Source organism: Bacillus sp. FSL H7-0578 (assembly GCF_038630855.1).
GTDB classification, from domain to species: domain Bacteria; phylum Bacillota; class Bacilli; order Bacillales; family Bacillaceae; genus Bacillus; species Bacillus safensis.
The window spans coordinates 1,723,840-1,745,347 of sequence record NZ_CP152045.1 but is presented as its reverse complement, the minus strand read 5'-3'; the positions used below and the strand labels follow the sequence as shown (position 1 = coordinate 1,745,347).

28 protein-coding genes and 1 pseudogene are annotated in these 21,508 nt (G+C 39.7%); 14 read left to right on the top strand and 15 right to left on the bottom strand.

Annotated elements, in window-relative coordinates:
- Nucleotides 1-11 precede the first annotated feature (11 nt).
- The 4 genes from MHB41_RS08865 (at nt 12) to MHB41_RS08850 (ending at nt 2,848) form a co-directional block, all read left to right on the top strand.
- Nucleotides 12-656: an NAD(P)H-binding protein gene (locus MHB41_RS08865; protein WP_267542747.1), complete on the top strand. Its 645-nt coding sequence runs from the start codon at nt 12-14 to the stop codon at nt 654-656.
- Nucleotides 657-810: 154 nt separating this feature from the next.
- Nucleotides 811-1,431: an NAD(P)H-dependent oxidoreductase gene (locus tag MHB41_RS08860; RefSeq protein ID WP_061109931.1), complete on the top strand. Its 621-nt coding sequence runs from the start codon at nt 811-813 to the stop codon at nt 1,429-1,431.
- An 89-nt stretch (nt 1,432-1,520) separates the two neighbouring features.
- Nucleotides 1,521-2,234 (top strand): DsbA family oxidoreductase, encoded by a 714-nt coding sequence (locus MHB41_RS08855; RefSeq protein ID WP_070325877.1) that lies wholly within the window; start codon nt 1,521-1,523, stop codon nt 2,232-2,234.
- 179 nt (nt 2,235-2,413) lie between these two features.
- The gene (locus MHB41_RS08850) at nt 2,414-2,848 is read left to right on the top strand and encodes a VOC family protein (RefSeq protein WP_046311224.1); all 435 of its coding nucleotides are present in this window, start codon (nt 2,414-2,416) and stop codon (nt 2,846-2,848) included.
- 136 nt (nt 2,849-2,984) lie between these two features.
- Here the strand turns inward: MHB41_RS08850 and MHB41_RS08845 are convergent.
- Nucleotides 2,985-3,504 (bottom strand): annotated as a pseudogene (locus MHB41_RS08845) (sugar O-acetyltransferase).
- Nucleotides 3,505-3,728: 224 nt separating this feature from the next.
- Here MHB41_RS08845 and MHB41_RS08840 point away from each other — a divergent pair.
- The 3 genes from MHB41_RS08840 (at nt 3,729) to MHB41_RS08830 (ending at nt 5,600) form a co-directional block, all read left to right on the top strand.
- On the top strand, nt 3,729-4,901 hold the full coding sequence (locus MHB41_RS08840) for an MFS transporter (RefSeq protein WP_340900338.1): 1,173 nt from the start codon (nt 3,729-3,731) through the stop codon (nt 4,899-4,901).
- 194 nt (nt 4,902-5,095) lie between these two features.
- Nucleotides 5,096-5,431, top strand: a complete 336-nt coding sequence (locus MHB41_RS08835) for a hypothetical protein (protein ID WP_034283456.1) — start codon at nt 5,096-5,098, stop codon at nt 5,429-5,431.
- A 43-nt stretch (nt 5,432-5,474) separates the two neighbouring features.
- On the top strand, nt 5,475-5,600 hold the full coding sequence (locus MHB41_RS08830) for a hypothetical protein (RefSeq protein ID WP_255222231.1): 126 nt from the start codon (nt 5,475-5,477) through the stop codon (nt 5,598-5,600).
- Between the two features lie 53 nt (nt 5,601-5,653).
- Here the strand turns inward: MHB41_RS08830 and parC are convergent, their stop codons facing one another.
- The 3 genes from parC to MHB41_RS08815 form a co-directional block, all read right to left on the bottom strand.
- The gene (parC, locus tag MHB41_RS08825) at nt 5,654-8,092 is read right to left on the bottom strand and encodes a DNA topoisomerase IV subunit A (protein WP_340900339.1); all 2,439 of its coding nucleotides are present in this window, start codon (nt 8,090-8,092) and stop codon (nt 5,654-5,656) included.
- 2 nt (nt 8,093-8,094) lie between these two features.
- Nucleotides 8,095-10,062 (bottom strand): DNA topoisomerase IV subunit B, encoded by a 1,968-nt coding sequence (parE, locus tag MHB41_RS08820; protein WP_034283454.1) that lies wholly within the window; start codon nt 10,060-10,062, stop codon nt 8,095-8,097.
- A gap of 417 nt (nt 10,063-10,479) precedes the next feature.
- On the bottom strand, nt 10,480-10,893 hold the full coding sequence (locus MHB41_RS08815; protein ID WP_267542750.1) for a CoA-binding protein: 414 nt from the start codon (nt 10,891-10,893) through the stop codon (nt 10,480-10,482).
- A gap of 154 nt (nt 10,894-11,047) precedes the next feature.
- Here MHB41_RS08815 and plsY point away from each other — a divergent pair, with 154 nt between their 5' ends.
- Both plsY and MHB41_RS08805 read left to right on the top strand, forming a co-directional pair.
- Nucleotides 11,048-11,629: a glycerol-3-phosphate 1-O-acyltransferase PlsY gene (plsY, locus tag MHB41_RS08810; protein WP_024425146.1), complete on the top strand. Its 582-nt coding sequence runs from the start codon at nt 11,048-11,050 to the stop codon at nt 11,627-11,629.
- A gap of 97 nt (nt 11,630-11,726) precedes the next feature.
- Entirely contained in the window at nt 11,727-12,014 is a 288-nt protein-coding gene (locus MHB41_RS08805; protein WP_024425145.1) for a HesB/YadR/YfhF family protein, read from the top strand.
- A gap of 39 nt (nt 12,015-12,053) precedes the next feature.
- Here the strand turns inward: MHB41_RS08805 and MHB41_RS08800 are convergent, their stop codons facing one another.
- The 7 genes from MHB41_RS08800 to acnA all read right to left on the bottom strand — a co-directional run bounded on the left by MHB41_RS08800 (nt 12,054) and on the right by acnA (nt 16,848).
- Nucleotides 12,054-12,365 carry a hypothetical protein gene (locus MHB41_RS08800; RefSeq protein ID WP_061109916.1) on the bottom strand — a complete coding sequence of 104 codons (312 nt, stop codon included), beginning with the start codon at nt 12,363-12,365 and terminating at the stop codon, nt 12,054-12,056.
- A gap of 3 nt (nt 12,366-12,368) precedes the next feature.
- The gene (locus tag MHB41_RS08795) at nt 12,369-12,791 is read right to left on the bottom strand and encodes a thioesterase family protein (protein WP_061109915.1); all 423 of its coding nucleotides are present in this window, start codon (nt 12,789-12,791) and stop codon (nt 12,369-12,371) included.
- A 107-nt stretch (nt 12,792-12,898) separates the two neighbouring features.
- Complete coding sequence (gene tlp, locus MHB41_RS08790; RefSeq protein ID WP_024427090.1) at nt 12,899-13,141, bottom strand: small acid-soluble spore protein Tlp; 243 nt, start codon at nt 13,139-13,141, stop codon at nt 12,899-12,901.
- A 14-nt stretch (nt 13,142-13,155) separates the two neighbouring features.
- Complete coding sequence (locus MHB41_RS08785; protein ID WP_008357830.1) at nt 13,156-13,299, bottom strand: acid-soluble spore protein N; 144 nt, start codon at nt 13,297-13,299, stop codon at nt 13,156-13,158.
- 50 nt (nt 13,300-13,349) lie between these two features.
- Entirely contained in the window at nt 13,350-13,475 is a 126-nt protein-coding gene (locus MHB41_RS08780) for an FbpB family small basic protein (RefSeq protein WP_003211002.1), read from the bottom strand.
- 73 nt (nt 13,476-13,548) lie between these two features.
- Nucleotides 13,549-14,052, bottom strand: a complete 504-nt coding sequence (locus MHB41_RS08775) for a TlpA disulfide reductase family protein (RefSeq protein ID WP_024425141.1) — start codon at nt 14,050-14,052, stop codon at nt 13,549-13,551.
- Between the two features lie 66 nt (nt 14,053-14,118).
- Entirely contained in the window at nt 14,119-16,848 is a 2,730-nt protein-coding gene (acnA, locus tag MHB41_RS08770) for an aconitate hydratase AcnA (protein WP_340900341.1), read from the bottom strand.
- A gap of 220 nt (nt 16,849-17,068) precedes the next feature.
- On the opposite strand from acnA, the gene sspO reads away from it, so the two are divergent.
- The 4 genes from sspO to MHB41_RS08750 all read left to right on the top strand — a co-directional run bounded on the left by sspO (nt 17,069) and on the right by MHB41_RS08750 (nt 18,578).
- A complete protein-coding gene (sspO, locus tag MHB41_RS08765) occupies nt 17,069-17,215 on the top strand; it encodes a small acid-soluble spore protein O (RefSeq protein ID WP_034283440.1) in 147 nt (48 codons plus the stop codon).
- Between the two features lie 21 nt (nt 17,216-17,236).
- Complete coding sequence (locus MHB41_RS08760; RefSeq protein WP_003211331.1) at nt 17,237-17,383, top strand: small acid-soluble spore protein P; 147 nt, start codon at nt 17,237-17,239, stop codon at nt 17,381-17,383.
- Between the two features lie 102 nt (nt 17,384-17,485).
- Complete coding sequence (locus MHB41_RS08755) at nt 17,486-17,887, top strand: Hsp20/alpha crystallin family protein (RefSeq protein ID WP_327831968.1); 402 nt, start codon at nt 17,486-17,488, stop codon at nt 17,885-17,887.
- 262 nt (nt 17,888-18,149) lie between these two features.
- Nucleotides 18,150-18,578 (top strand): DUF2621 domain-containing protein, encoded by a 429-nt coding sequence (locus MHB41_RS08750; RefSeq protein WP_024427086.1) that lies wholly within the window; start codon nt 18,150-18,152, stop codon nt 18,576-18,578.
- A gap of 222 nt (nt 18,579-18,800) precedes the next feature.
- Here the strand turns inward: MHB41_RS08750 and MHB41_RS08745 are convergent, their stop codons facing one another.
- Both MHB41_RS08745 and MHB41_RS08740 read right to left on the bottom strand, forming a co-directional pair.
- Nucleotides 18,801-19,283, bottom strand: coding sequence for a CcdC protein domain-containing protein (locus MHB41_RS08745; RefSeq protein ID WP_024425136.1), 483 nt, complete (start codon nt 19,281-19,283; stop codon nt 18,801-18,803).
- 94 nt (nt 19,284-19,377) lie between these two features.
- Nucleotides 19,378-20,085, bottom strand: a complete 708-nt coding sequence (locus MHB41_RS08740; protein WP_267542751.1) for a cytochrome c biogenesis protein CcdA — start codon at nt 20,083-20,085, stop codon at nt 19,378-19,380.
- A 214-nt stretch (nt 20,086-20,299) separates the two neighbouring features.
- Between MHB41_RS08740 and MHB41_RS08735 the strand changes: the two genes are divergently transcribed.
- Entirely contained in the window at nt 20,300-20,467 is a 168-nt protein-coding gene (locus MHB41_RS08735; protein ID WP_008343814.1) for an aspartyl-phosphate phosphatase Spo0E family protein, read from the top strand.
- 261 nt (nt 20,468-20,728) lie between these two features.
- On the opposite strand, the gene MHB41_RS08730 is transcribed toward MHB41_RS08735, so the two are convergent.
- Nucleotides 20,729-20,947, bottom strand: a complete 219-nt coding sequence (locus MHB41_RS08730; protein ID WP_003212379.1) for a YneF family protein — start codon at nt 20,945-20,947, stop codon at nt 20,729-20,731.
- Between the two features lie 84 nt (nt 20,948-21,031).
- Complete coding sequence (gene sirA / locus MHB41_RS08725; RefSeq protein WP_024425134.1) at nt 21,032-21,478, bottom strand: sporulation inhibitor of replication protein SirA; 447 nt, start codon at nt 21,476-21,478, stop codon at nt 21,032-21,034.
- Nucleotides 21,479-21,508: the final 30 nt, after the last annotated feature.

The following is a 21,508-nucleotide window of genomic DNA, read 5'->3' as shown; positions in this document are numbered from 1 at the left end:
GATAGAAGACCATGAACATCACTATTTTTGGGGCAACTGGTGCAATCGGTCAACTTTTAACACAGTTTGCATTAGAAAACGGAGATTTCGTTACGGTATATGTGAGAAACCCTGAGAAAATCAAGCAAAAGCATTCGAATTTACGCATTGTAACGGGGGAACTAACGAACAATTCAGCTATTGAAACGGCAGTTTCAGAAGCTGATGTCGTGATAAGCACCTTAGGCCCCGGGATTGATTTGTCGCGAAAACGAAAAGGCACACCGATTGCCGACGGACATAACCGGATTGTCAAAGCGATGAAGAAGTTCACCAAAAAAAGGTTGATTACACTCGCGACGCCAGCCTTGCAATCTAAAGACGATAAGAAAAGCTTATCGACGATACTGCCGAGAATACTGCCTAAACTTTTCATGCCAAATGGTTATGCCGAAATGAAGAAGATAGGAGAACTGATTAAACAATCAAACCTGGATTGGACAGTCGTTCGAATCATTAATCCTAATATCAAATACAAAGGGCAATCTTACGGTTATTCATTCGGCGATCAGCCAGCTAAAATGTCCGTATCAAGGGAAAATGTCGCTAAACTCATGTATGACGCCGCTAGGCAACGCCAATTAATCGGAAAAATGCCCATTGTCTATAATCATTAATTCAGCTTTTTGTGTGAGGGTGTTGATTCAGCAAAAATTGTAGGGATCATACTGAAAATATTGTTTAGATGAAACGTGTAAATTCTTTTAATAAGTATTCAAAAAATGTTTAGGAACAAAAAACATTCATCAAAATCATAAAGGGGAAATGATCATGTCAAAAGTATTATTTGTTAAAGGAACACCCCAAAGTGAGGAACAATCAAGAAGTACGCAAGTTGCTAGAGCATTTATCAATGAATATAAGGAAGTAAATCCAACGGATGAAATAATAGAAGTAGATGTCTATTATGCAAATGTTCCATTAATTGACGCTGATTTTTTAACTGGACAAAAGAAGTTAAGAAGTGGCGAAGCGCTAACAGATGTTGAAGCACAAAAAATAGAAGCAGTGAATGCATTCACAAAGCAATTTATGGAAGTAGATAAATACATCATTCAGTCTTCAATGTGGAATTTAGGAATCCAACCATTATTAAAAGCCTATTTTGATACAATCATGAGTGCTGGAAAAACGTTTAAATATACAGCAGAAGGTCCAGAAGGATTGATGAAAGGAAAAAAAGCAATCCATATTCATGGAATGGGAGGATTTTATTCGCAGGCAATTGGAATGGAACATTCCGATTCTTACGTGAGAGGTGCGCTAAAGTTTGTTGGAATTGAAGTGGAACCAACGATTTTTGTTGAAGGTATTGACTATGATCCAACTAAGAAAGAAGAAGTTGTTGCTGCAGCAATTGAAAAGGCAAAAGCGGCAGCACGAACTTTTTAAAAAAGAGCTTTGGTGGGATTAGTTAAAAAGATGTTTATTAACATAATCCCCCTCGCACATTCATCAAAATCATAAAGGGGGAACATATGATGAAAGTAGAAATTTGGTCTGATTTTGTTTGTCCGTTTTGTTATATTGGCAAACGTCAATTTGAAATAGGGTTAGAACAGTTTGAACATAAAGAAGAGGTAGAAGTCTTATTTCGTCATTTTCAATTAGATCCATATGCGAAAAAAAATACAGGAATGGATATCCATCAAGTATTATCCTCCAAGCATGGTGTCCCATATGAAAAAGCAAAAGTACTGAACAATCAATTGAAACAGAAGGCAAAAGATGTTGGATTAGATTATCAATTTGATACAATGATTCCCACGAATTCATATGATGCACTTCGTCTTTCTTATTATGCAAAAGAGAAAGGGAAGATACGGGAGTTTATGGAGCGTATTTTGAAAGCTCATTTCACGGATTCACTAGATATCGGTGATCACGCAACACTTGCTCAACTTACAAGTGAAATAGGTCTTGATGGCAACGAAGCTTTGGATGTTTTAGCAAATGATAAATATAGCGAGAATATTGCAGCTGATAGAGCCGAGGGATCAAAAATTGGGATTCAGGGCGTTCCCTTTTACGTAGTGAATGATAAATATGTCATCTCAGGAGCACAACCTAGCGAAGTATTTTTAGAAACATTACAACAGGTTTGGAAAGAAGAGTACGCGAATGCTAAGGTTGAAGAGCATAAATTAGAGTCGTCGCTCGATGATTATTGTTCAGATGGAACATGTAAATTTTAATGGATAATCAAAAAAGATAGAAATTACAAAAAAATAATATAGTATCTCAAGGCTCAGGTATTGTTGTTCTAAATCTTGTAGTAGTGCCAACATCATCGGTGCTTGTGTTATATAGCTGCATTAAATACTACTTTATAATTAATCGTTTACTTCCAAAAAAATCAAAGGGGTTTAGCGATATGAAAAATACAATTTTTCAAGGCACAATAGAGCATTCAGGATTTGTAGTACCCGATATCGAAGCAGCAGTTGAATTCTTCACTAATATTTTGGGTTTTGAAGTCTTGTTCCGGCCAGGACGGATGCACTTTGAAGACGATAGTTTTAAAAGATACTTTGGGGTTCACGATCATTCAGTTGTAGAAGGGGCGGCATTTTTGCAATACGGCGGTAGAAAGATCGAACTGGTCCAATGGTCGACGCCAGATCAACAGAATGTTCACCTAAAACCGAGTGATATCGGTGTAGCTCATTTAGCTATTACAGTGACCAATATAGAAGAGGCTTTGAAATATTTTGCAGAACAGCCTGATGTTAAAGTTAGAGAGCTGAGCCCTCTTGGATTTTTCTATATCACAACATCATGGGGGATGGAGATTCAAATAATGGAATGACGCTAATATGTATTCTCATTTCCTAGTTTACATAATATATATTCTAGGAAGTTATCCATTAAACGAATTTCTCTTGTTTCATAATTAAGTATACTTATCTTATTGAGACAAAATAGAAAAAATCAAAATCTGCCGTTTATTCGCCAGATTTTGATTCATCAAGATATTTAATGATTTTCGCAGGATTTCCGCCAACCACCACGTTTGCTGGAACACTTTTTGTCACAACGGCACCAGATGCAATGACAGCATTGTCACCAATTGTGACACCTGGATTAATAATAGCACCGCCGCCAATCCATACATGGTTTCCAATGGTGACTGGTTTGCCGAATTCAATGCCCTTTGCACGTTCTATCGGATCAAGCGGGTGTCCAGCCGTATAAATATGTACATTCGGACCTAATAAACAGTGATGTCCAATGGTAATTTTGCAAACGTCTAAAAATACTGCATCAAAATTTGCAAAAAAATGCTCACCAATCTCGATATTGTATCCGTAATCGCACTGCAGTCTTCCTTCAAAAACGACATCATTTCCGCAAGCGCTGATATGCGTATGTCAATTGTTTCGCTCTTTCACGATCTCCGATCAGTGTTTGGTCACTAGATACATAATGTTCTCCTTGGATCATTTTTTCCTTTTCACTTTTCATGTTGATCTCCTCCTCCCTTCTATTTATACCGATGCGATATGATTACATCCTACCGCCCCTTTATGTTTATTTTACCTTCTCATCAAAAGAATTGGGAAGAAATGATTTCTTTTGACTAGAATTAATCATGTTCCTACAGCAAGTTATTTACGAATCAGCAAGTCTCATTTATAATCGAGTAGATTTGTTCAATAACATATATATCTTTAAATGTGAGGGATTTGATGGAATTAAAGTGGTATATAGCAATTATTGTGATCTTTACGATGTCTGGAATCTCCATTTCTACATGGTTTTCACGGACACCGGAAGTGAGAGATTTATTACAAGCAAACACAGGAACAATGGGACTTATTTTACTCGGTTTATCCGTTGGTTCAATTGTTGGGCTTGTTCTTTCAAATGTATTCGTCCGCAAAAAAGGCGGCCGAGTGGCGATTGTGATCAGTGCTTTTTTGATGTTCCTTGGATTTACTACTCTTGCCATTGGTTCAACGCTCTCTTCTATCTTTGTCGTCACTTCTGGTCTTTTTCTTTTTGGCGCAGGCTCTGGCATGTGCAATGTAGCGATGAACTTAGAAGGAACAGAGATTGAATACAGCATCAAGAAAACCATTCTGCCTATATTGCACGCTTCCTTTAGTATTGGGACTTTAATTGGAGCAGGTGCTGGTATTCTTTTTATCCATCTAGGCATCTCTGTATTGATACACCTTCTCGCTATTGCCCTTCTGCTGTTCCTCAGCATATTGATTTGTACACGGTTTATCCCGCATGGGACAGGAAAGGATCAGCATGAGAAGCAGCCCGATACAGTTGAGTCTAGTCAAACGGCATGGCTGAACAAACGAACGATATCTCTTGCGATGATCGCCTTATGTCTTGCGTTTGTCGAAGGCTCGGCCAATGATTGGATTCCACTTGCAATGGTAGATGGCTACCAAGTTTCACATTCCATGAGTACAGTCATCTATGCTTTGTTTTTGTGCGGCATGATTAGCGGCAGACTGATCAGCGGACGTTTGATCGATCGCTTTGGCAGAGTGTTATTGCTAAGAGTTGCGATTTTATCAGCAGCTGCCGGCCTATTTTTAGTCATTTTAAAAATTTCACTTGTTGTATGTATGATATCGATCTTTTTATGGGGACTTGGCGCATCTTTAGGCTTTCCGCTGACCATTTCTGCAGCTGGCGATGATAGCCGGTACGCTGTCAAACGCGTCAGTATTGTGACCTTATCTGGTTACACAGCCTCCCTTTCCGGTCCTCCTATTTTAGGGCTGCTTGCCAATCAAGTAGGACTGCTTCATGCCTTTATCTTTGTTCTATTTGCCATATGTATTGCAGGAATCTTTACTAAAGCTGTAGCAAAACCGCATTCATTACAAGCTCACTAAAAGTGTCTGATCCATGATCATGGCACTTTTTTTAAATTTAAAAAATAAAATTGAAACCTTTCATGAAGTGAAACAGTCCTATAGATGTCCTGATGTTTATCGCTTTTTTAAAGAGGGAAAGTAAAAAAATAAGACTTTTCAAATAACTGAAAACGTGGTAAGATCATGAAAATAACCAGGAAGGGGTGAGAAAAATGAAAAAAAATATGCTATTAAAATTAGGTGTTTTATGCATAGCACTTGCAAGTTTTCATTTGTTCTCAATGCCTCATTCCGTTCAGGTATACCATCATGCAAAGGTGGTTGCCGATCAAGAATCACATGAAATGAAAATCGTTCAGACAATGGGCGATGAAAAGAAACAAAAACATGTGAGCGCAGTATTTGCCGCATTTACAGCACTGCTGATTATTGGCAGTATGACAGCTGGATTTGCACGCATCACTCATACTGATCGATTTGACCGGAAAAAGAAGCATTTACTTGCAGTGTTCTACCAATCTTCTTATTTCCGACTAGCTCGTGTTTAACCCAACCATCTAAATCAAAACAAAAATTGGGAGGTTTCACACGATGTTATTTTTCTTAAGAATTTTCATTCTAGGTCTATTCTCTGTCACTTCACTTTCTCTTTTCGTCTACCAAGGAATTGAAGTAGTGCACGCCATTTCAAGCATGTTTGGCAACCACGAGAGCTAAAAGACCCGTATATAAAAGAAACCCCCTGCGACTGGCAGGGGGTTTTCGTTTGCTTATTTATTGTCATCTGGCACACGTTCAGGCGTCAGAAGGACATGAGTCACTTCTCCCTGCTCTTCCTCATCTACAATAAACGATCCATTGCTATAACGGTCATTTGCTCTTAGAGTAGAGATTTCAAGCGGAATCGTTGTACCCTTTTCTGTATCTATTTCAAGTGTATCGTGCAGAGATGCAGCGATCACAGCCACAATACGGTGCGGGTTTTTCTTTAATTCTCTCAGCATAAGAACCCCGCGTTTCGCTCTTGATGTTTTATCAAACTCAGAGAGGTTCATTCGCTTTACAGCCCCTCTTTGTGTCGTGAGCACAAGGACATCGTTTTTCGGATCGATGATCTGGCCAGAGACTACCTCGTCCCCTTCCTTCAAATTGATTCCTTTGACGCCGGCCGCTCTCGGTCCAACAACACTTACTTCTTCTTCATCAAACCACAAACCGTAACCATTTTTCGTTGCAATAAACAATTCCTGCTGTCCTGTTGTGACATGAACATCGACGAGTTCATCGTCACCTTTTAGGTTCAAGGCGACAAGCGGTTTCGAATAACGCTGCGCTTTATATTGAAGAAGCTCTGTTTTCTTCACCATTCCGCCTTTCGTAAAGAATAAAAGATATGATGTTTCATCAAATTCTTTTATTGGAATGGCTTTTTGGATTGATTCCTCGCGATCAATCGAAATGATATTCGTAATATGCTGCCCCATGTCTTTCCAGCGTATATCTGGCAGCTGATGAACAGGACAATAAATGTAGCTTCCTTTATTCGTAAACAGCAGAAGAACATCCGTTGTATTCATTTCAAACTGATGAATCAAACGGTCAGTATCCTTCATGCCAAAGTCCTTACCGTTAGAGGCAGCATAGGAGCGCTGGCTTGTTCGCTTGATGTAACCATCCTTCGTGACTGTCACATAAACATCCTCTGATGCGATCATCACTTCAAGGTTAATCTTAATTTCTTCGATTTTTTCCTCAATAACGGATCTTCTCTCATCAGCATATGTCTTTTTGAGCTTTTTCAGGCTGTTTGTAATGACCTTTAGCAGCTTTTTCTCGTTCGCTAAAATGTCTTCAAGCTCTGCTATCTGCACATCTAGCTCTCTTGCTTCGTCTCTTAATTGCGTAATATCTGTATTCGTTAAACGATATAACTGGAGTGAAACAATCGCTTCTGATTGTGCTTCTGTAAAGTCATATTTCGCCATCAAGTTGTTCTTTGCATCACGCTTATCATTAGAGGAGCGGATTGTGGCAATGACTTCATCTAAGATGGAAAGTGCCTTAATTAAACCGTCGACAATATGGTGGCGTTCCTTCGCTTTTCGAAGCTCGTACGCTGAGCGGTTCGTCACCACTTCTTTTTGATGGGCAATATATGCATCTAGTATAGTTGTCAGCGTCATTAAGGTCGGTCTTCGATTATGTATCGCTACCATATTAAAGTTATATGGGATTTGCAGATCTGAGTTTTTATATAAGAAATTCAGCACACCATTTGCATCTGCTTCTTTTTTCAGCTCTACTACGATTCGAAGCCCAGTACGGTCTGTCTCATCTCGGACCTCTGAAATGCCTTCTACTTTTCTTTCAATTCGGAACTCGTCCATCTTTTTGACAAGGTTCGCCTTATTCACTTCGTAAGGAATTTCTGTAATCACGATTTGCTGGCGTCCGCCGCGGATGGTTTCAATCTCCGCTTTGCCTCGAATCATAATCTTTCCTTTTCCTGTTTCATACGCCTTCTTAATACCGTCTACACCTTGAATGATACCGCCTGTTGGGAAATCTGGCCCTTTGATGACCGTCATTAAATCCTCAACCGTACAATGCGGCTGTTCGATTCGTTTAATAACACCATCAATGACTTCTCCCAAGTGATGCGGAGGGATATCTGTGGCATACCCGGCTGAAATCCCTGTTGATCCGTTTACAAGAAGGTTTGGGAACATCGCTGGTAATACAACGGGCTCTTTACTTGTATCATCAAAGTTTGCGACAAATTCGACCGTTTCCTTGTCTAAGTCCTTTAAAAGCTCTGAAGCAATAGCAGACAGCCTTGCTTCCGTATAACGCATGGCAGCAGGCGGATCTCCATCGATACTCCCGTTATTCCCATGCATCTCAATCAGTACATTCCGTACTTTCCACTCCTGACTCATTCTTACCATCGCTTCATAAACAGATGAGTCCCCGTGCGGGTGATAGTTACCAATCACGTTACCGACTGTTTTAGCGGCTTTACGGAAGTTTTTATCCTGCGTATTTCCTTCTGCATACATCGCATATAAAATTCTTCTTTGTACAGGTTTTAGTCCATCACGTGCATCTGGAAGCGCACGGTCTTGGATAATATATTTACTATAGCGGCCAAAGCGGTCGCCGATTACTTCTTCTAATGGTAAATCATGAAATCGTTCTTGTTGTGCCATGTTTAAACCTCCTCAGCTAGCGACAAGTTTTCATTTTCAAGAATGTTGCTTTCCTCATCAAGTCCAAAGGCGACATTCTTTTCAATCCATTTACGGCGTGGTTCTACTTTGTCACCCATTAGAGTTGTGACGCGGCGTTCCACACGTGCAGCATCATCAATTTTGACCCTGACAAGTGTTCTCGATTCTGGATTCATTGTCGTTTCCCATAGCTGGTCGGCATTCATTTCACCTAACCCTTTGTAGCGCTGAATCGTGTACCCTTTTCCAACTTTCTTCAGTACGTCATCCATTTCTTCATCAGACCATGCGTACTCAATAATCTCTTTTTTCCCTGAGCCTTTGCTGACTTTATATAAAGGCGGGAGTGCAATAAACACTTTGCCATGCTCAATCAGCGGCTTCATATAGCGGTAGAAGAATGTTAAGAGAAGTACTTGAATATGCGCTCCATCCGTATCCGCATCTGTCATGATCACAATTTTGTCATAATTGATGTCTTCTACATTAAAGTCGACTCCAACGCCTCCACCAATTGCATGAATAATGGTGTTGATTTCTTCGTTTTTGAAAATATCAGCAAGCTTTGCTTTTTCTGTATTGATGACCTTTCCGCGCAGCGGCAGCACCGCCTGGAATTTACGGTCGCGCCCCTGTTTTGCTGACCCGCCCGCAGAGTCACCCTCTACTAGATATAGTTCGTTTCTTGCTGGGTTTCTAGATTGAGCAGGTGTTAATTTTCCGCTCAGTGTTGCTTCAGACTTTTTCCGTTTCTTGCCGCTCCTCGCTTCTTCACGTGCTCTTCTAGCAGCCTCTCTTGCCTGCTGCGCTTTAATCGCTTTTTTCACAAGAAGAGTGGCTGTTTCCCGGTTTTCTTCAAGGAAATACGCAAGCTTTTCAGAAATAACAGCATCAACAGCTGAACGAGCCTCACTTGTCCCAAGCTTTCCTTTTGTCTGTCCTTCAAATTGAAGCAGCTCTTCAGGAATTCTGACAGAAATAATAGCAGACAGTCCCTCACGAATGTCAGTGCCTTCTAAATTTTTGTCTTTTTCCTTTAAAAGAGCGACTTTGCGAGCATATTCGTTAAAGGCTCTCGTCATGGCCGTTTTGGCACCAGACTCATGTGTACCGCCATCTTTTGTTCTGACGTTATTAACGAAGGAAAGGATATTTTCCGAATAGCCATCATTAAATTGAAAAGCAAAATCTACTTCAATGGACTGATGCTCTCCTTCAAATGAGACGACTTCACTCAGAACATCTTTTTCTTCATTTAAATAAGCAACAAAGGCTTCAATGCCTGTCTCATAATAAAACGTTTCTTGTACATCATGCCGTTCATCGATCAACTCTATTTTTAACCCTTTTAATAAAAAGGCAGATTCTCTTAAACGCTCTGATAATGTATCGAAATTATAGGTCGTAACACTGAACATGGTAGGGTCAGGCTTAAAATGAATCAGTGTTCCCGTTTTTTTCGATTTTCCGACTTTTTCAAGTGATGTGACTGGTTTACCGCCGTTTTCAAAGCGCTGATGATAAATAAATCCGTCACGTTCAATTGTGACAGTGAGCCATTCTGACAGCGCGTTCACAACAGATGCCCCAACTCCGTGAAGGCCACCACTTGTTTTATATCCGCCTTGACCAAATTTTCCGCCTGCGTGCAGGACCGTTAAAATGATCTCAGGTGTCGGTTTTCCAAGCTTATGCATACCAGTAGGCATTCCACGCCCTTTATCTTGGACGGAAATGCTGTTATCTTTATGTATTTTGACAATGATATGATCTCCATGGCCAGCGAGCACTTCATCAACAGAGTTGTCTACAATCTCATAGACAAGGTGATGAAGACCGCGCGAATCCGTAGATCCAATATACATCCCTGGACGTTTACGGACCGCTTCAAGCCCCTCTAGCACCTGAATAGAATCATCGTTATAATCTACTTGCTGCTTTTTAACCAAATGCTTAATCCCCTTTCACTAACAAACATAACCGGCTAATCATCAAATGATCTCTCTAGATTTTAATGATGATCATGCTGCTCATTACTGTCCACTTTAATAAGCTGCATCATCATCATGCATGTGTCATTCACCAATACATGCTCTTTTGCACAGCTATGAGAATCATTCTACATTCTGCAATCAGAACTAGAAGTCCATTATAAACAAGACTGTTTCATAAGCCAAATGCAATCATATGATGGTTTTAGCAAAACAGAACAAATGTTCTATATTTATCTTATCGCTCTTTTTCTCGATATGCAAGGCCGCCGATATGTCCCTGTCGCCTTATTTTATCGCTTTCTTTCAGAATCGCAAATATATTTCTTCAACAAAAAAGCAAAAATCCTTGAAAAACCAAGGATTTTTGACGATTTAATGAGTTTTTGTCATCGCATGAGCCACCTTGATACATAAATTCATGATGGCGACCTTGCCATTTTCCTCAATCAGCCTTTTCGCTTCTTCGTGATATATGCCTTGCTGCGCCCAAAAAACAGGTGCGTCTATTTCGAGAAACTCTTCTGCCACCTCTGGTAAAAACTCTGAACGTCTGAAAACATTGACGATATCAACAGGCTCTTTTATGTCTTTTAAAGAAGCGACTGCTTTCACACCGAGAGCTTCATCGATCGTTGGATTCACTGGAATGATCTCATACCCGGCATCCTGCATCGCTTTAGACACCATATAAGACGTCCGGTGCGGCTGATCTGATAAACCAACAACAGCAATTCGTTTACTGCTCTTTAGTATACGGCCAATTTCTTCTTTCGTAGGATTGTTCATCCAAACACTCCTTTTCCTCTATTTTAGCGAATTTCTGCTTAAAAACAAAGCTGAATCCATCTGCTTTCGATTTTTTCAAAAAAAGTTCCCCATGTTTTTCACAAGATCATGTTAAAATGTAAGACAAGAGGGAGAATATAAAGGAGTTATGCAGATGTTAATTGCTTTGATGTTTATTTTGGCTTATCTTCTCGGCAGTATTCCATCCGGTCTCATTGTCGGGAAAGCTGCAAAGGGAATCGATATCCGTGAACATGGCAGCGGAAACCTAGGTGCGACGAATGCATTTCGTACACTTGGCGTAAAAGCAGGGTCTATTGTGATTACTGCTGATATCCTAAAAGGGACGCTTGCTTCAGCTCTACCGTTTTTCATGCAGCTGGACATCCATCCCTTATTAGCAGGAGTTGCTGCTGTTATCGGTCACAGCTTTCCTGTCTTTGCAAAATTTAAAGGGGGAAAGGCAGTCGCTACATCAGGCGGTGTGCTGCTATTTTATGCCCCATTCCTATTTATCACGATGATCGCTGCTTTTTTCTTATTTTTATACATTAGTAAATATGTTTCACTATCATCTATGCTGACCGGGATCTATACATTCATTTACAGCATATTCACCAAAGACCTTTTCTTAATCATTGTTGTTGCCGTTCTTGCTGGCTTTGTGATCTACAGACACATCGCCAACCTCAAACGAATTCTCAACAAAACTGAACCGAAAATCAAATGGCTCTAGCCGTTTCATCCATTTAAATATGTGGTAAAAGTAAAGAAAAGCTGTTTTTGCATCCTGCATTTTAAAAACAGCATGACTTCAAAAAGGGGCGATCACATTGAAATTAACGATAAAAGAAGATGCACTCAATTGGTACAAGGATGAATTAGATTTAGAAAAAGGTGATCAAGTTCGCTTTTTTGTGAGATATGGCGGGTGCAGTAATGTACAAAAAGGCTTTTCTCTAGGCGTCGCAAAAGATGAACCTCAAAATGCCGGCGCAACCGCTGAAATAGAAGGCATTACTTTCTTTATTGAGGAAAGTGATATTTGGTACTTTGACAACCATGATCTGCATATTGATTATAACGAGTCCGTGAAAGAACCAGAATTTCATTATGAATAAACAAAAAAGATACCTCATCCCTCGGGTATCTTTTTTGTTTTACACTTCAATATACAGCCCATACTCCTGAATGTTTCCTAAAGATCGTTCCTTTTGCAGAATTCTTTTTTGCGGCTCACCGATCAAGTCAAAATGAGGAAACTCTTCGCGGTCATGAATCCATTCTTTTTTTAGTCCATGTCTTTCTCCCCACTCAACTAACCGCTTCATATCCTGACAGGCTGCTTTTGTGACGGTATTGGCATTTGGAAAACGGTCATCAAGCCAGTAGTGTGTTAAAAAAGCAACTTTTCCTTGCTGGACAGCTGTTTTCCAAGCATTTAAATCGCTTCGTTTAATACCAAAAGCCATAAATTAAACCTGCTTCTTCGACTGTTCATATACTTTATGCCAGGCAGGAAAGGCTTTTCTAAATTGAATAGGTCTAAAGGTTTCTTTATCGACACAAATATGTGAGGTTGTCCCTGTAATCGCTGTTTGTCCATCAGGTTTTTGAATTTCATAGCCATACACCGTTTTGACCCCATTATATTCTTCAATCCATGTATGAACGGTTGCTGTTTCACCATACAGCAATGGTTTTTTATATTGAACCTGCAAGTCTATAACAGGTGCAAGAGCGCCGTCTGCTTCTAGCTGTGCATAGGAAAAACCTAATTCTTTTATCAATGCTGTTCTGCCAACTTCCATCCAAATTAAATAATTGGCATGATACACGATACCCATTTGATCTGTTTCTGCATAACGGACTTCTATTTCTTTTTTGGATACATACACGTTTTCATCGCTCTCCTATCAAAACCTAAGGTCTGTCTCTGTCATTTTACCACATTCCAAATGGTTCTTCTAAAAAGAGGCAATAAAATAAACCAGGAATCCCTGGTTTATTCGGTATAGCCATTCTTTCTTGCTGCTTCTTCGTCCTTGATCTCAGAACGCATCGCGTCAATACTCATTTTGCGGTTTTCGTTTTTTTGTTTGATCATTTGCTTTTCTGTCTCTGTTGAAACGGACATCGCTGCTTCAGATTCATCGATATTGTCAAGTGTGTTCTCGATCATATCTTGCAGCTTTTCAACATTATCAGAACGATCATCTGGATTGGATTGATATGACTCGTTATTCATGATGATTCCCCTCCTTATTCGCCCTTCGTCTGTATCACATCAGGCTGTTCATTTGATTTATTATGCATCTTTTTACCTTTATTCCGTTTGTATGCTACAGGTTTTGTCCCTAAATGGTCTGGTGTAAACTGCGCTTGTTTATCATGCTCTCTACCCATTATCATCCCTCCCTCTTCTTTAGGATGAACGAAAACGGATAATTCATAACTTATTTCTGTCTAAATCGCTCTTCCAACTTTTCTTCAAGCTGGTTTAAAAATTCCTCATTGCTTAATAATTCTTTTTTATTTTCAAGCACAAGCTCTTCAAATGTGCGTCGTTTTCTTCTTCTCATTCCACTCACCTCCATATATGTATGATTACATTTTCGCCAAAACATTTAGAAAATAAGCAAAAGAGCTGAATCATTATAGATCCAGCTCTTTTTCAATTTCTTTTTTTGTCAGCATTTGATGCTTCACAGACATGATGCGTCCTTTTTCGTCTAATATGTATGTCGTTGGGTATGAGAGCACCTGATATCTTGCTTGAATGCCTTTTTGGTCCAATAAAACAGGAAAGCTCACCTTTAATTCTTTTGTGAATGCTGCCACATGATCCACACTCTTTTCAGTGGTCGTTAAATTCACCGCTAGTACTTCAACTTGGTCATTTTCGCTCCTAATCGCGTCTAAATCCGGCATTTCCGTCCTGCACGGCTTACACCATGTCGCCCAAAAATTGACGAGCACCTTTTTCCCTCGGTAATCAGATAACGAGGCGGTTTTGCCGTCAAGGGTTTTCAGTTCAAAATCAGGGGCCTGATCGCCTTTTTCAAGACCGATTGCGGGCTCTTTTGGCCCAAATAAATTCCACGCAAGTAAACCAATCAACACAAGTAAAACAGCGCTTGCCATTCCTTTTTTCCACATGATTGATCCTCCACTATTTTAAAAAAGAAGAGAAAGCTGTTGGATCGCCTTCTCTTCTTTGCTGTATTAGTTGCTTGCCAATTTTTCGCGAAGTACCATTTGAAGGATACCGCCATGACGATAGTAGTCAATTTCGACTTCACTGTCAAAGCGAACCACCACTTCAAACGTTTTCTCGTTTCCATCTGTGTCAATTGCTTTCACAGTGACGAGATCACGTGGACGAACTGTTTCGTCAACATGAACTTCAAATGTTTCTGTTCCTGTTAGACCATGAGTTTCTGCACTTTCTCCGTCTTTAAACTGCAAAGGAAGTACGCCCATGAAGACAAGGTTACTTCTGTGGATACGCTCAAAGCTTTCAGCTAGAACAAATTTAATTCCAAGAAGGTTTGTTCCTTTTGCTGCCCAGTCACGTGAAGAACCCATTCCGTAGTCTTTACCTGCTAAAATCGCAAGACCTGTTCCATCCTCTTTATAACGCATGCATGCATCATAAATCGATGTCACTTCACCAGTTGGCCAGTAAGTTGTATAACCGCCTTCTGTTCCTGGTGCAATTTGGTTCTTAATACGGATGTTTGCAAAAGTCCCTCTCATCATGACATGGTGGTTACCACGGCGGGATCCATATGAGTTAAAGTCTCTAGGCGATACGCCTCTTTCTTGCAAGTATTTGCCCGCCGGTGTGTCCTTACCAATCGCTCCAGCAGGAGAAATATGGTCAGTTGTGACAGAGTCACCGAACTTCGCAACGACGCGCAAGCCTTTAAGCGGTTCAACTTTACCAGGTTCAACTGATAGGTTTTCAAAGAATGGCGGGTTATCAATGTATGTGGAATTTTCATCCCATTTGTACAATGCATCATCCGTCGTTTTAATTTCATTCCATCGTTCATTGTTGTCAAAAACAGTTTCATACTCTGAACGGAATAGCTCAGGTGTGACAGTGCTTTTAACGACGCTGTTGATTTCATCCATTGATGGCCAAATGTCATTGAAATAAACGTTCTCGCCATTTTTATCGACACCGATAGGATCTTTTGTTAAATCAATATTCACCGTACCAGCAAGTGCATAAGCCACAACTAATGGTGGAGATGCAAGATAGTTCCCTTTCACAAGCGGATGAATACGACCTTCAAAGTTACGGTTACCTGATAAAACAGAAGTGATCAGCAGGTCATTTTCAGAGACTGCATCTTCAATTTCTTTCTCAAGCGGTCCAGAGTTTCCGATACATGTTGTACAGCCATATCCAACAATGTTAAATCCGAGGTCTCTTAAATATGGAAGAAGTCCCGAATTCACAAGGTACCCTGTTACAACTTTAGAACCCGGCGCTAGTGACGTTTTGACGTAGTTTGGCACTTTCATACCGAGCTCACTTGCTTTCTTCGCAACAAGACCTGCTCCGATTAACACGTATGGGTTCGATGTATTCGTACAGCTCGTAATCGCTGCAATCGCAATCGCACCTGTCTTCATCACAGCTTTTTCACCGTTTGCAAGATTAAATTCGATTTGTTTATCAAGCTCTGATTTATCTAAGCCAAACCCTTGGTTACCAGCAGGGCTTTCAATGTGTTGATGGAACGTTTCTTTCATTTTAGAAAGTGGAATCAAATCTTGTGGACGTTTTGGTCCAGATAAGTTTGACTCAATTTTAGAAAGATCAATTTCCACAACATCAGTAAAAATTGGCTCTTCTGCATCTGGCGTATAGAATAAGCCATTTGCGCGAGAATATTCTTCAACGATATTAATTTGCTCTTCATCACGTCCAGTAAGGCGAAGGTAAGCAAGGGCTTCTTCATCTACTGGGAAGAATCCGCAAGTAGCACCGTATTCTGGCGCCATGTTCGCAATCGTTGCACGATCTGCTAATGGCAATTGTGCAACACCAGGTCCGAAGAACTCAACGAACTTGTTCACTACGCCTTTTTCACGAAGGACTTGTGTGACTTTTAATGCAAGGTCAGTTGCAGTTGTTCCGTTTGGAAGCTCTCCAACTAATTTAGCACCAATCACTTCTGGTACTGGGAAGTATGAAGGCTGACCAAGCATACCAGCTTCCGCTTCGATACCGCCAACGCCCCATCCAAGTACACCGATACCGTTAATCATCGTTGTATGAGAATCAGTACCAACTAATGTATCTGGGTAAGTGATGATCTCGCCATCTTCTTCAATCGCATGAACAACACTTGCAAGATACTCTAAGTTCACTTGGTGAACAATTCCTGTTGCAGGCGGAACAGCTTGGTAGTTATTAAACGCTTTCTTTGCCCAGCTAAGGAAGTTATAACGCTCTGCGTTACGTTCGAATTCTAAATCCATGTTAATGTTTAATGCATCTTCAGTTCCAGCTTTATCAACTTGTACTGAGTGGTCAATCACAAGGTCAACTGGAATTTCAGGGTTGATTTTATCCGGGTCCCCGCCTACATCTGCCATTGCTTTTCTTAAGGAAGCAAGGTCAACGACTGCTGGTACACCCGTGAAGTCTTGTAAAATAACACGAGAAGGTTTAAACGGAACATCAATTTCTTTTACCTCGGCAGTTCCCCATTTTGCCAAGTTTTCAACGTGTTCCTTCTTGATCACTCTACCGTCTACTTGGCGAAGCACTGATTCTAAAAGTACCTTAATGGAATAAGGCAGCTTAGAAACATTTCCGATTCCTTGTTTCTCTAGTGCTTCTAACGAATAATAGTGATACGTTTTCCCATTTGTCGAAAACGTTTTTCTAGATTGAAAAGCGTCTTGTTTAGCGACTTGCTGCTGTTTCGACATGTCCAAAATCCCCCTTTTGATGATCAAGATCAATTTCAATTCTCAGAAAAATCGTCGTATTTCACCACAATTTTCTCACAATTTCATCTTAAAACAAATTCATACATAAGTAAATAACAATGCTTTTATTAAATTCAATAAGTTTAACTTATCATTAGGAAATGATTACTCTTCATAAACGATGCGGGGCGGGCTCATACTACAAATGAGGTGATAAAACATGACAAAACGCAAAGCGAATCATGTCATTAATGGCATGAACGCAGCCAAAAGCCAGGGTAATGGCGCAGGCTATACGGAAGATGATCAGCTCGTTTTAACAGAAGAACAAAGGCAAAACAATAAAAAACGTAAAAAGAATCAATAAGATAAGAAGGAGCCAAACATCATGACGAATAAAAATACAGGGAAAGACATCCGTCAAAACTCTCCTAAGGAGCATCAAGGCGGTCAGCCTGAGCCGTTATCAGGCAGTAAAAAAGTGAAAAACCGCAACCATACAAGACAAAAGCACAATTCTCATCATGATATGTAATGATCCCCCTCTCATCCCGTGACCACACGGGATGTTTTAGGTCTTTCACACATTTCTACTTTCATCATATGATTTATTATGAGATGTGATGGAGGAGTGTTTATGGAGAATGAAAAGCAATCGAATTCCTCTGATTTTATTGAAATAGATGATTGGCTCAATGTTTTAATGGATGATCCATTTGCCTGGTATGATGAACACCTCCCAATTGATCTTTATGAAACAAGCCGTGATTATATTATCGAAATCGATGTCTCCACCTTATCGATCACTGATGTAAAGCTGACCTTCGCTGGACATGAGCTGACGTTGACTTACACAGTACAACATGCAAATGGTGAAGGCGAACAGCCAATTGAAAAAAGCGTGATGCTCCCTTTTTATTTAAACGACAAAGACATTGAAACAGATTATGAAAACCGAATCATATCGATCAAAATTAAAAAATGTTCCGACCATCCAAACGGTGCATTTTCCTTTCAAATCCCGCACTTCAAACATTAAGAGCCCACCTTTATATAGGTGGGCTCTCTTCCCGTTCATTTCAAGTCAATACCTTTTGCGAACCACCATGGCCAAATAGTAGAGTCGCTATATGATAATGTATTCTTTTTCTATTAATTGGTTTGGGTCATTCTAGTAAATGGGCGGCTATCAATGAAAAAGGGCATTTATAGAGATCATAAACATACATTTTTGTTATTTTCTTCTATCCTCTCTTCATGTAATATAAAATAGAGAGATAAGGGGTATAAGGAGTGAGAACATGTTAAGCGGCTGGTTTTTGTGGTTCATTTTATTTTGGGGTACAGTGATGATCGGATTACTCGCAATCGGTGGCTTTTTTATGTTTCGCAAGTTTTTAAAACGATTGCCAAAGGAAGATGGGAAATCAGAGCTTGATTGGCAGGATGAGTATATTCAAAAGAGCCTTCACCTATGGCGGGATGAGGACAAACAGCTGTTAAATGAACTCGTATTACCTGTTCCAGAGCTGTTTAGAGATGTTGCCAAAGAAAAAATTGCAGGTAAAATCGGTGAGCTGGCATTAAAAGAACAGGCTGCCAGCATTAATTTAGACTTAATCATTCGCGGCTACATTATGGCCACACCAAAGCGGGATCATAAGTTTTTACTGAAGCGCCTTCAAGAAAAAAACATTGATCACTCGCCATATGAATCGTTATTAAAATAACCTCCTTTTATAAAGGAGGTTTCAGCGTTTAGACAAACCCTCACATTCTTTGTCAGTCCTGCGCGCTGGTGCTCACGAATGTTAAATTCGCTCCGCGCCAGTGCTCGTCCTTCCTAGACTTCAAAGGTTTTCAATAACGCTGAATAGAAGACAAAGGGCTAAAATAAAAGATCATTTTAGCCCTTTGTCAACAATATGTAACCTCCTTTATTAAAAGGAGGTTTAATTCATTTGAATCTGCTGCGGATCTAATTGTTTAGACAGCTTTCTAAACGATAAATACATGGCAACCCGCCAAGGCACGATCATGCCAAAGGCAAGAATCCAAAACATCCCGCTTAATGAACCATAATCAATAGAAGAACTCAAGATGGTCTTCATCCCGATACGAAGGACAAGAAGTCCAATGAGAATGAACACAAATGCTTTTGACCGTTTTAAGTAGATGTCATTACCTCTAATTTCAAACTTCGATGTTTTGATTAAAAATATGGAGAAAAACATCCCCACTGTGATCGCTTCTAAAAATTCAGCTCCAGTTACCCGAAACATAGGAACAAAAAACATCAGTGCGCCAGTGCTCATGAAAATAGGAGGTAAAATAATTTTTTTCGCAGTTGCAGGTTTTGCAGATGACTTAATGCGAATAAACATGACGGCCACCGCCATACATACCGCAATTATAGAAGAGATCAAGATCATCATATCAAATCATTCCTTTATTCTTTAAGGTCAGCCTATGTATAATATACTCCAATTGACGAAAAAAAACCATTCGCCGCGACTGTAGAAAACGATTTCAAAAGCCTGTAAAGCCGCCAAACAATGATGAGAACATGATGATAATCCATGTCAGAAGATCAAAGAACAGCAAAATCCCTACCACAATCATAATGATTCCGCCAATTCGCATGATGAGCTGCTGGCGTTTTCTGATCCACGCCATTTTCGTAATGAAAAAGGAGAGAATAAAAAACGGGACGGCAAATCCGAATACATACGCAATCATATACATGACCGCCGACTCAGGATTGTTACTCGCCAGTGTGATAACAGCGGATAAAATAGGTCCTGTACAAGGTGTCCATCCAGCGGCAAAGCCCATTCCGATGAGAATGGATCCAAAAAAACCAGCAGGACGGTTTTTGAACTGGATTCTCTTTTCGCCCATGAGGATAGAGGGCTTGAATACGCCAAGAGTCATAAAACCAAAGAAAATAATGAGGATGGCTCCAATTTGACGAATCGCTTGATGATAATCATTAAAAAACTTCCCGACAAACGATGTCCCAAAGCCAATCGCAATAAATATAATAGAGAACCCAACTAAAAAGAATAAAGTATGAAGCAGACTTCTTCTTCTCAGCATCACCTTCTCGGATTTCACTTCATCTATACTAACGCCCGTAATATACGATAAAAATCCTGGATAAAGCGGCAGACAGCACGGTGAAATAAAAGAAAGAAATCCTGCTCCAAATGCTAAAAAGTAATTCAAATCTGTCAAAAGAACACCCCCTTCTTACAATATACAATAAGAGATGACAAAATCATTTCATTTTTTTTACATCACCTCAATAAAGATGGTCTATTCTCTTAAAACCTTATATAATTTAATTTGACATCAAGATAATGAATCCTTTAAATTTGAAAATAAACCTTAAAATGGATATAATAGAATCGATTCTTTTTATCAAGATTTGCATGAAAGGAACATGACTTTGGTAAAAACATCATTATTAACTCAAATCGAAGAAAAAAGAGAAGAGCTGATGAAAGTTGTCTTGCATAATGGGATGACATCAACAGTGACCATCGAACATAGCCAGCAGCTAGATCATCTCCTCTTACAATATCAACGACACTTACACTCAAACTCAGCCAACTAATCATACTTCATGATATCAAACATGCCTCACCATTTTTAGAACAGTTGATATGTGTGACCATAAACGAAACAAAAACCTCTGACATAGGGGTTTTTTGTTTTTTACATACTCTTGACGCCATAATAAAAACCACCTTCCCTGCTTCATTCATGCAAGTACAGTGGTTTTAAGCGTCTGATGAAGGTGAATTGAATAAAGAAAGGACAATGCTTGTCCATTCTTTAAAACCATGTTCCATCTATGATCATAATATCGTACGTATTATTTCGCTTGGTTGTTCATGGCTTTCATCATTTGATTGATTTTCTTCTGGGACGGTTTCATGCCCATTTGCATCATCATCATTCGAAGCATTTGTTCATTAATCGGTGGATTCTTTTTCAAATAGCTCATCATATACTTACGAGCAATAAAGAATCCGAGTGCAACTCCTGCAAGCAGTGCAACAACGCCTACAAGGATGACAACCCATAAATCCATAATTCTTCCTCCTTCATGTTGTCTCGTATAAAGTGTACTAAACAAAAGGCTATTATACAACATTTCACGTTCAATTTTATTTTTTTAAACAAAATTCCTCACTTTTACTGGATTAAGCCACCCATGCTTCTTTGAACTAAAGTCCATCGCAAGAAAACAAGGGCTGATTTTTCTCAGCACTTCAAAAAACACCGCTTCTGCCTCATAACTGCCAGTGGCAGACATTTGAATATACCGGTCTTTAATAATAAATGCTGCAGTTCCTTTTCCATCTGGTAAGGAAGCGCTGTAAATCGAGCCTATTTGTGTATAGTGAATGTTCGTTAAGTTATTCATTAGACGCTGGTGCATATGAAAAGCAGGGATTCGTTTCGTCACATAATCCACTTGCTTCACAAGCATTACAAGCTCATCGTCAGTGCGGTTCGTCCAATGTAACGACTCAAACAAATGAAACAAAATCGATTCTCTGCCAAAATAGTGATGCGCAAATTCATCCTCAATCCAATAAATATAATAATGACGTTCCATGTCTATCCCTTCCTTTCACATTTCGTCAAT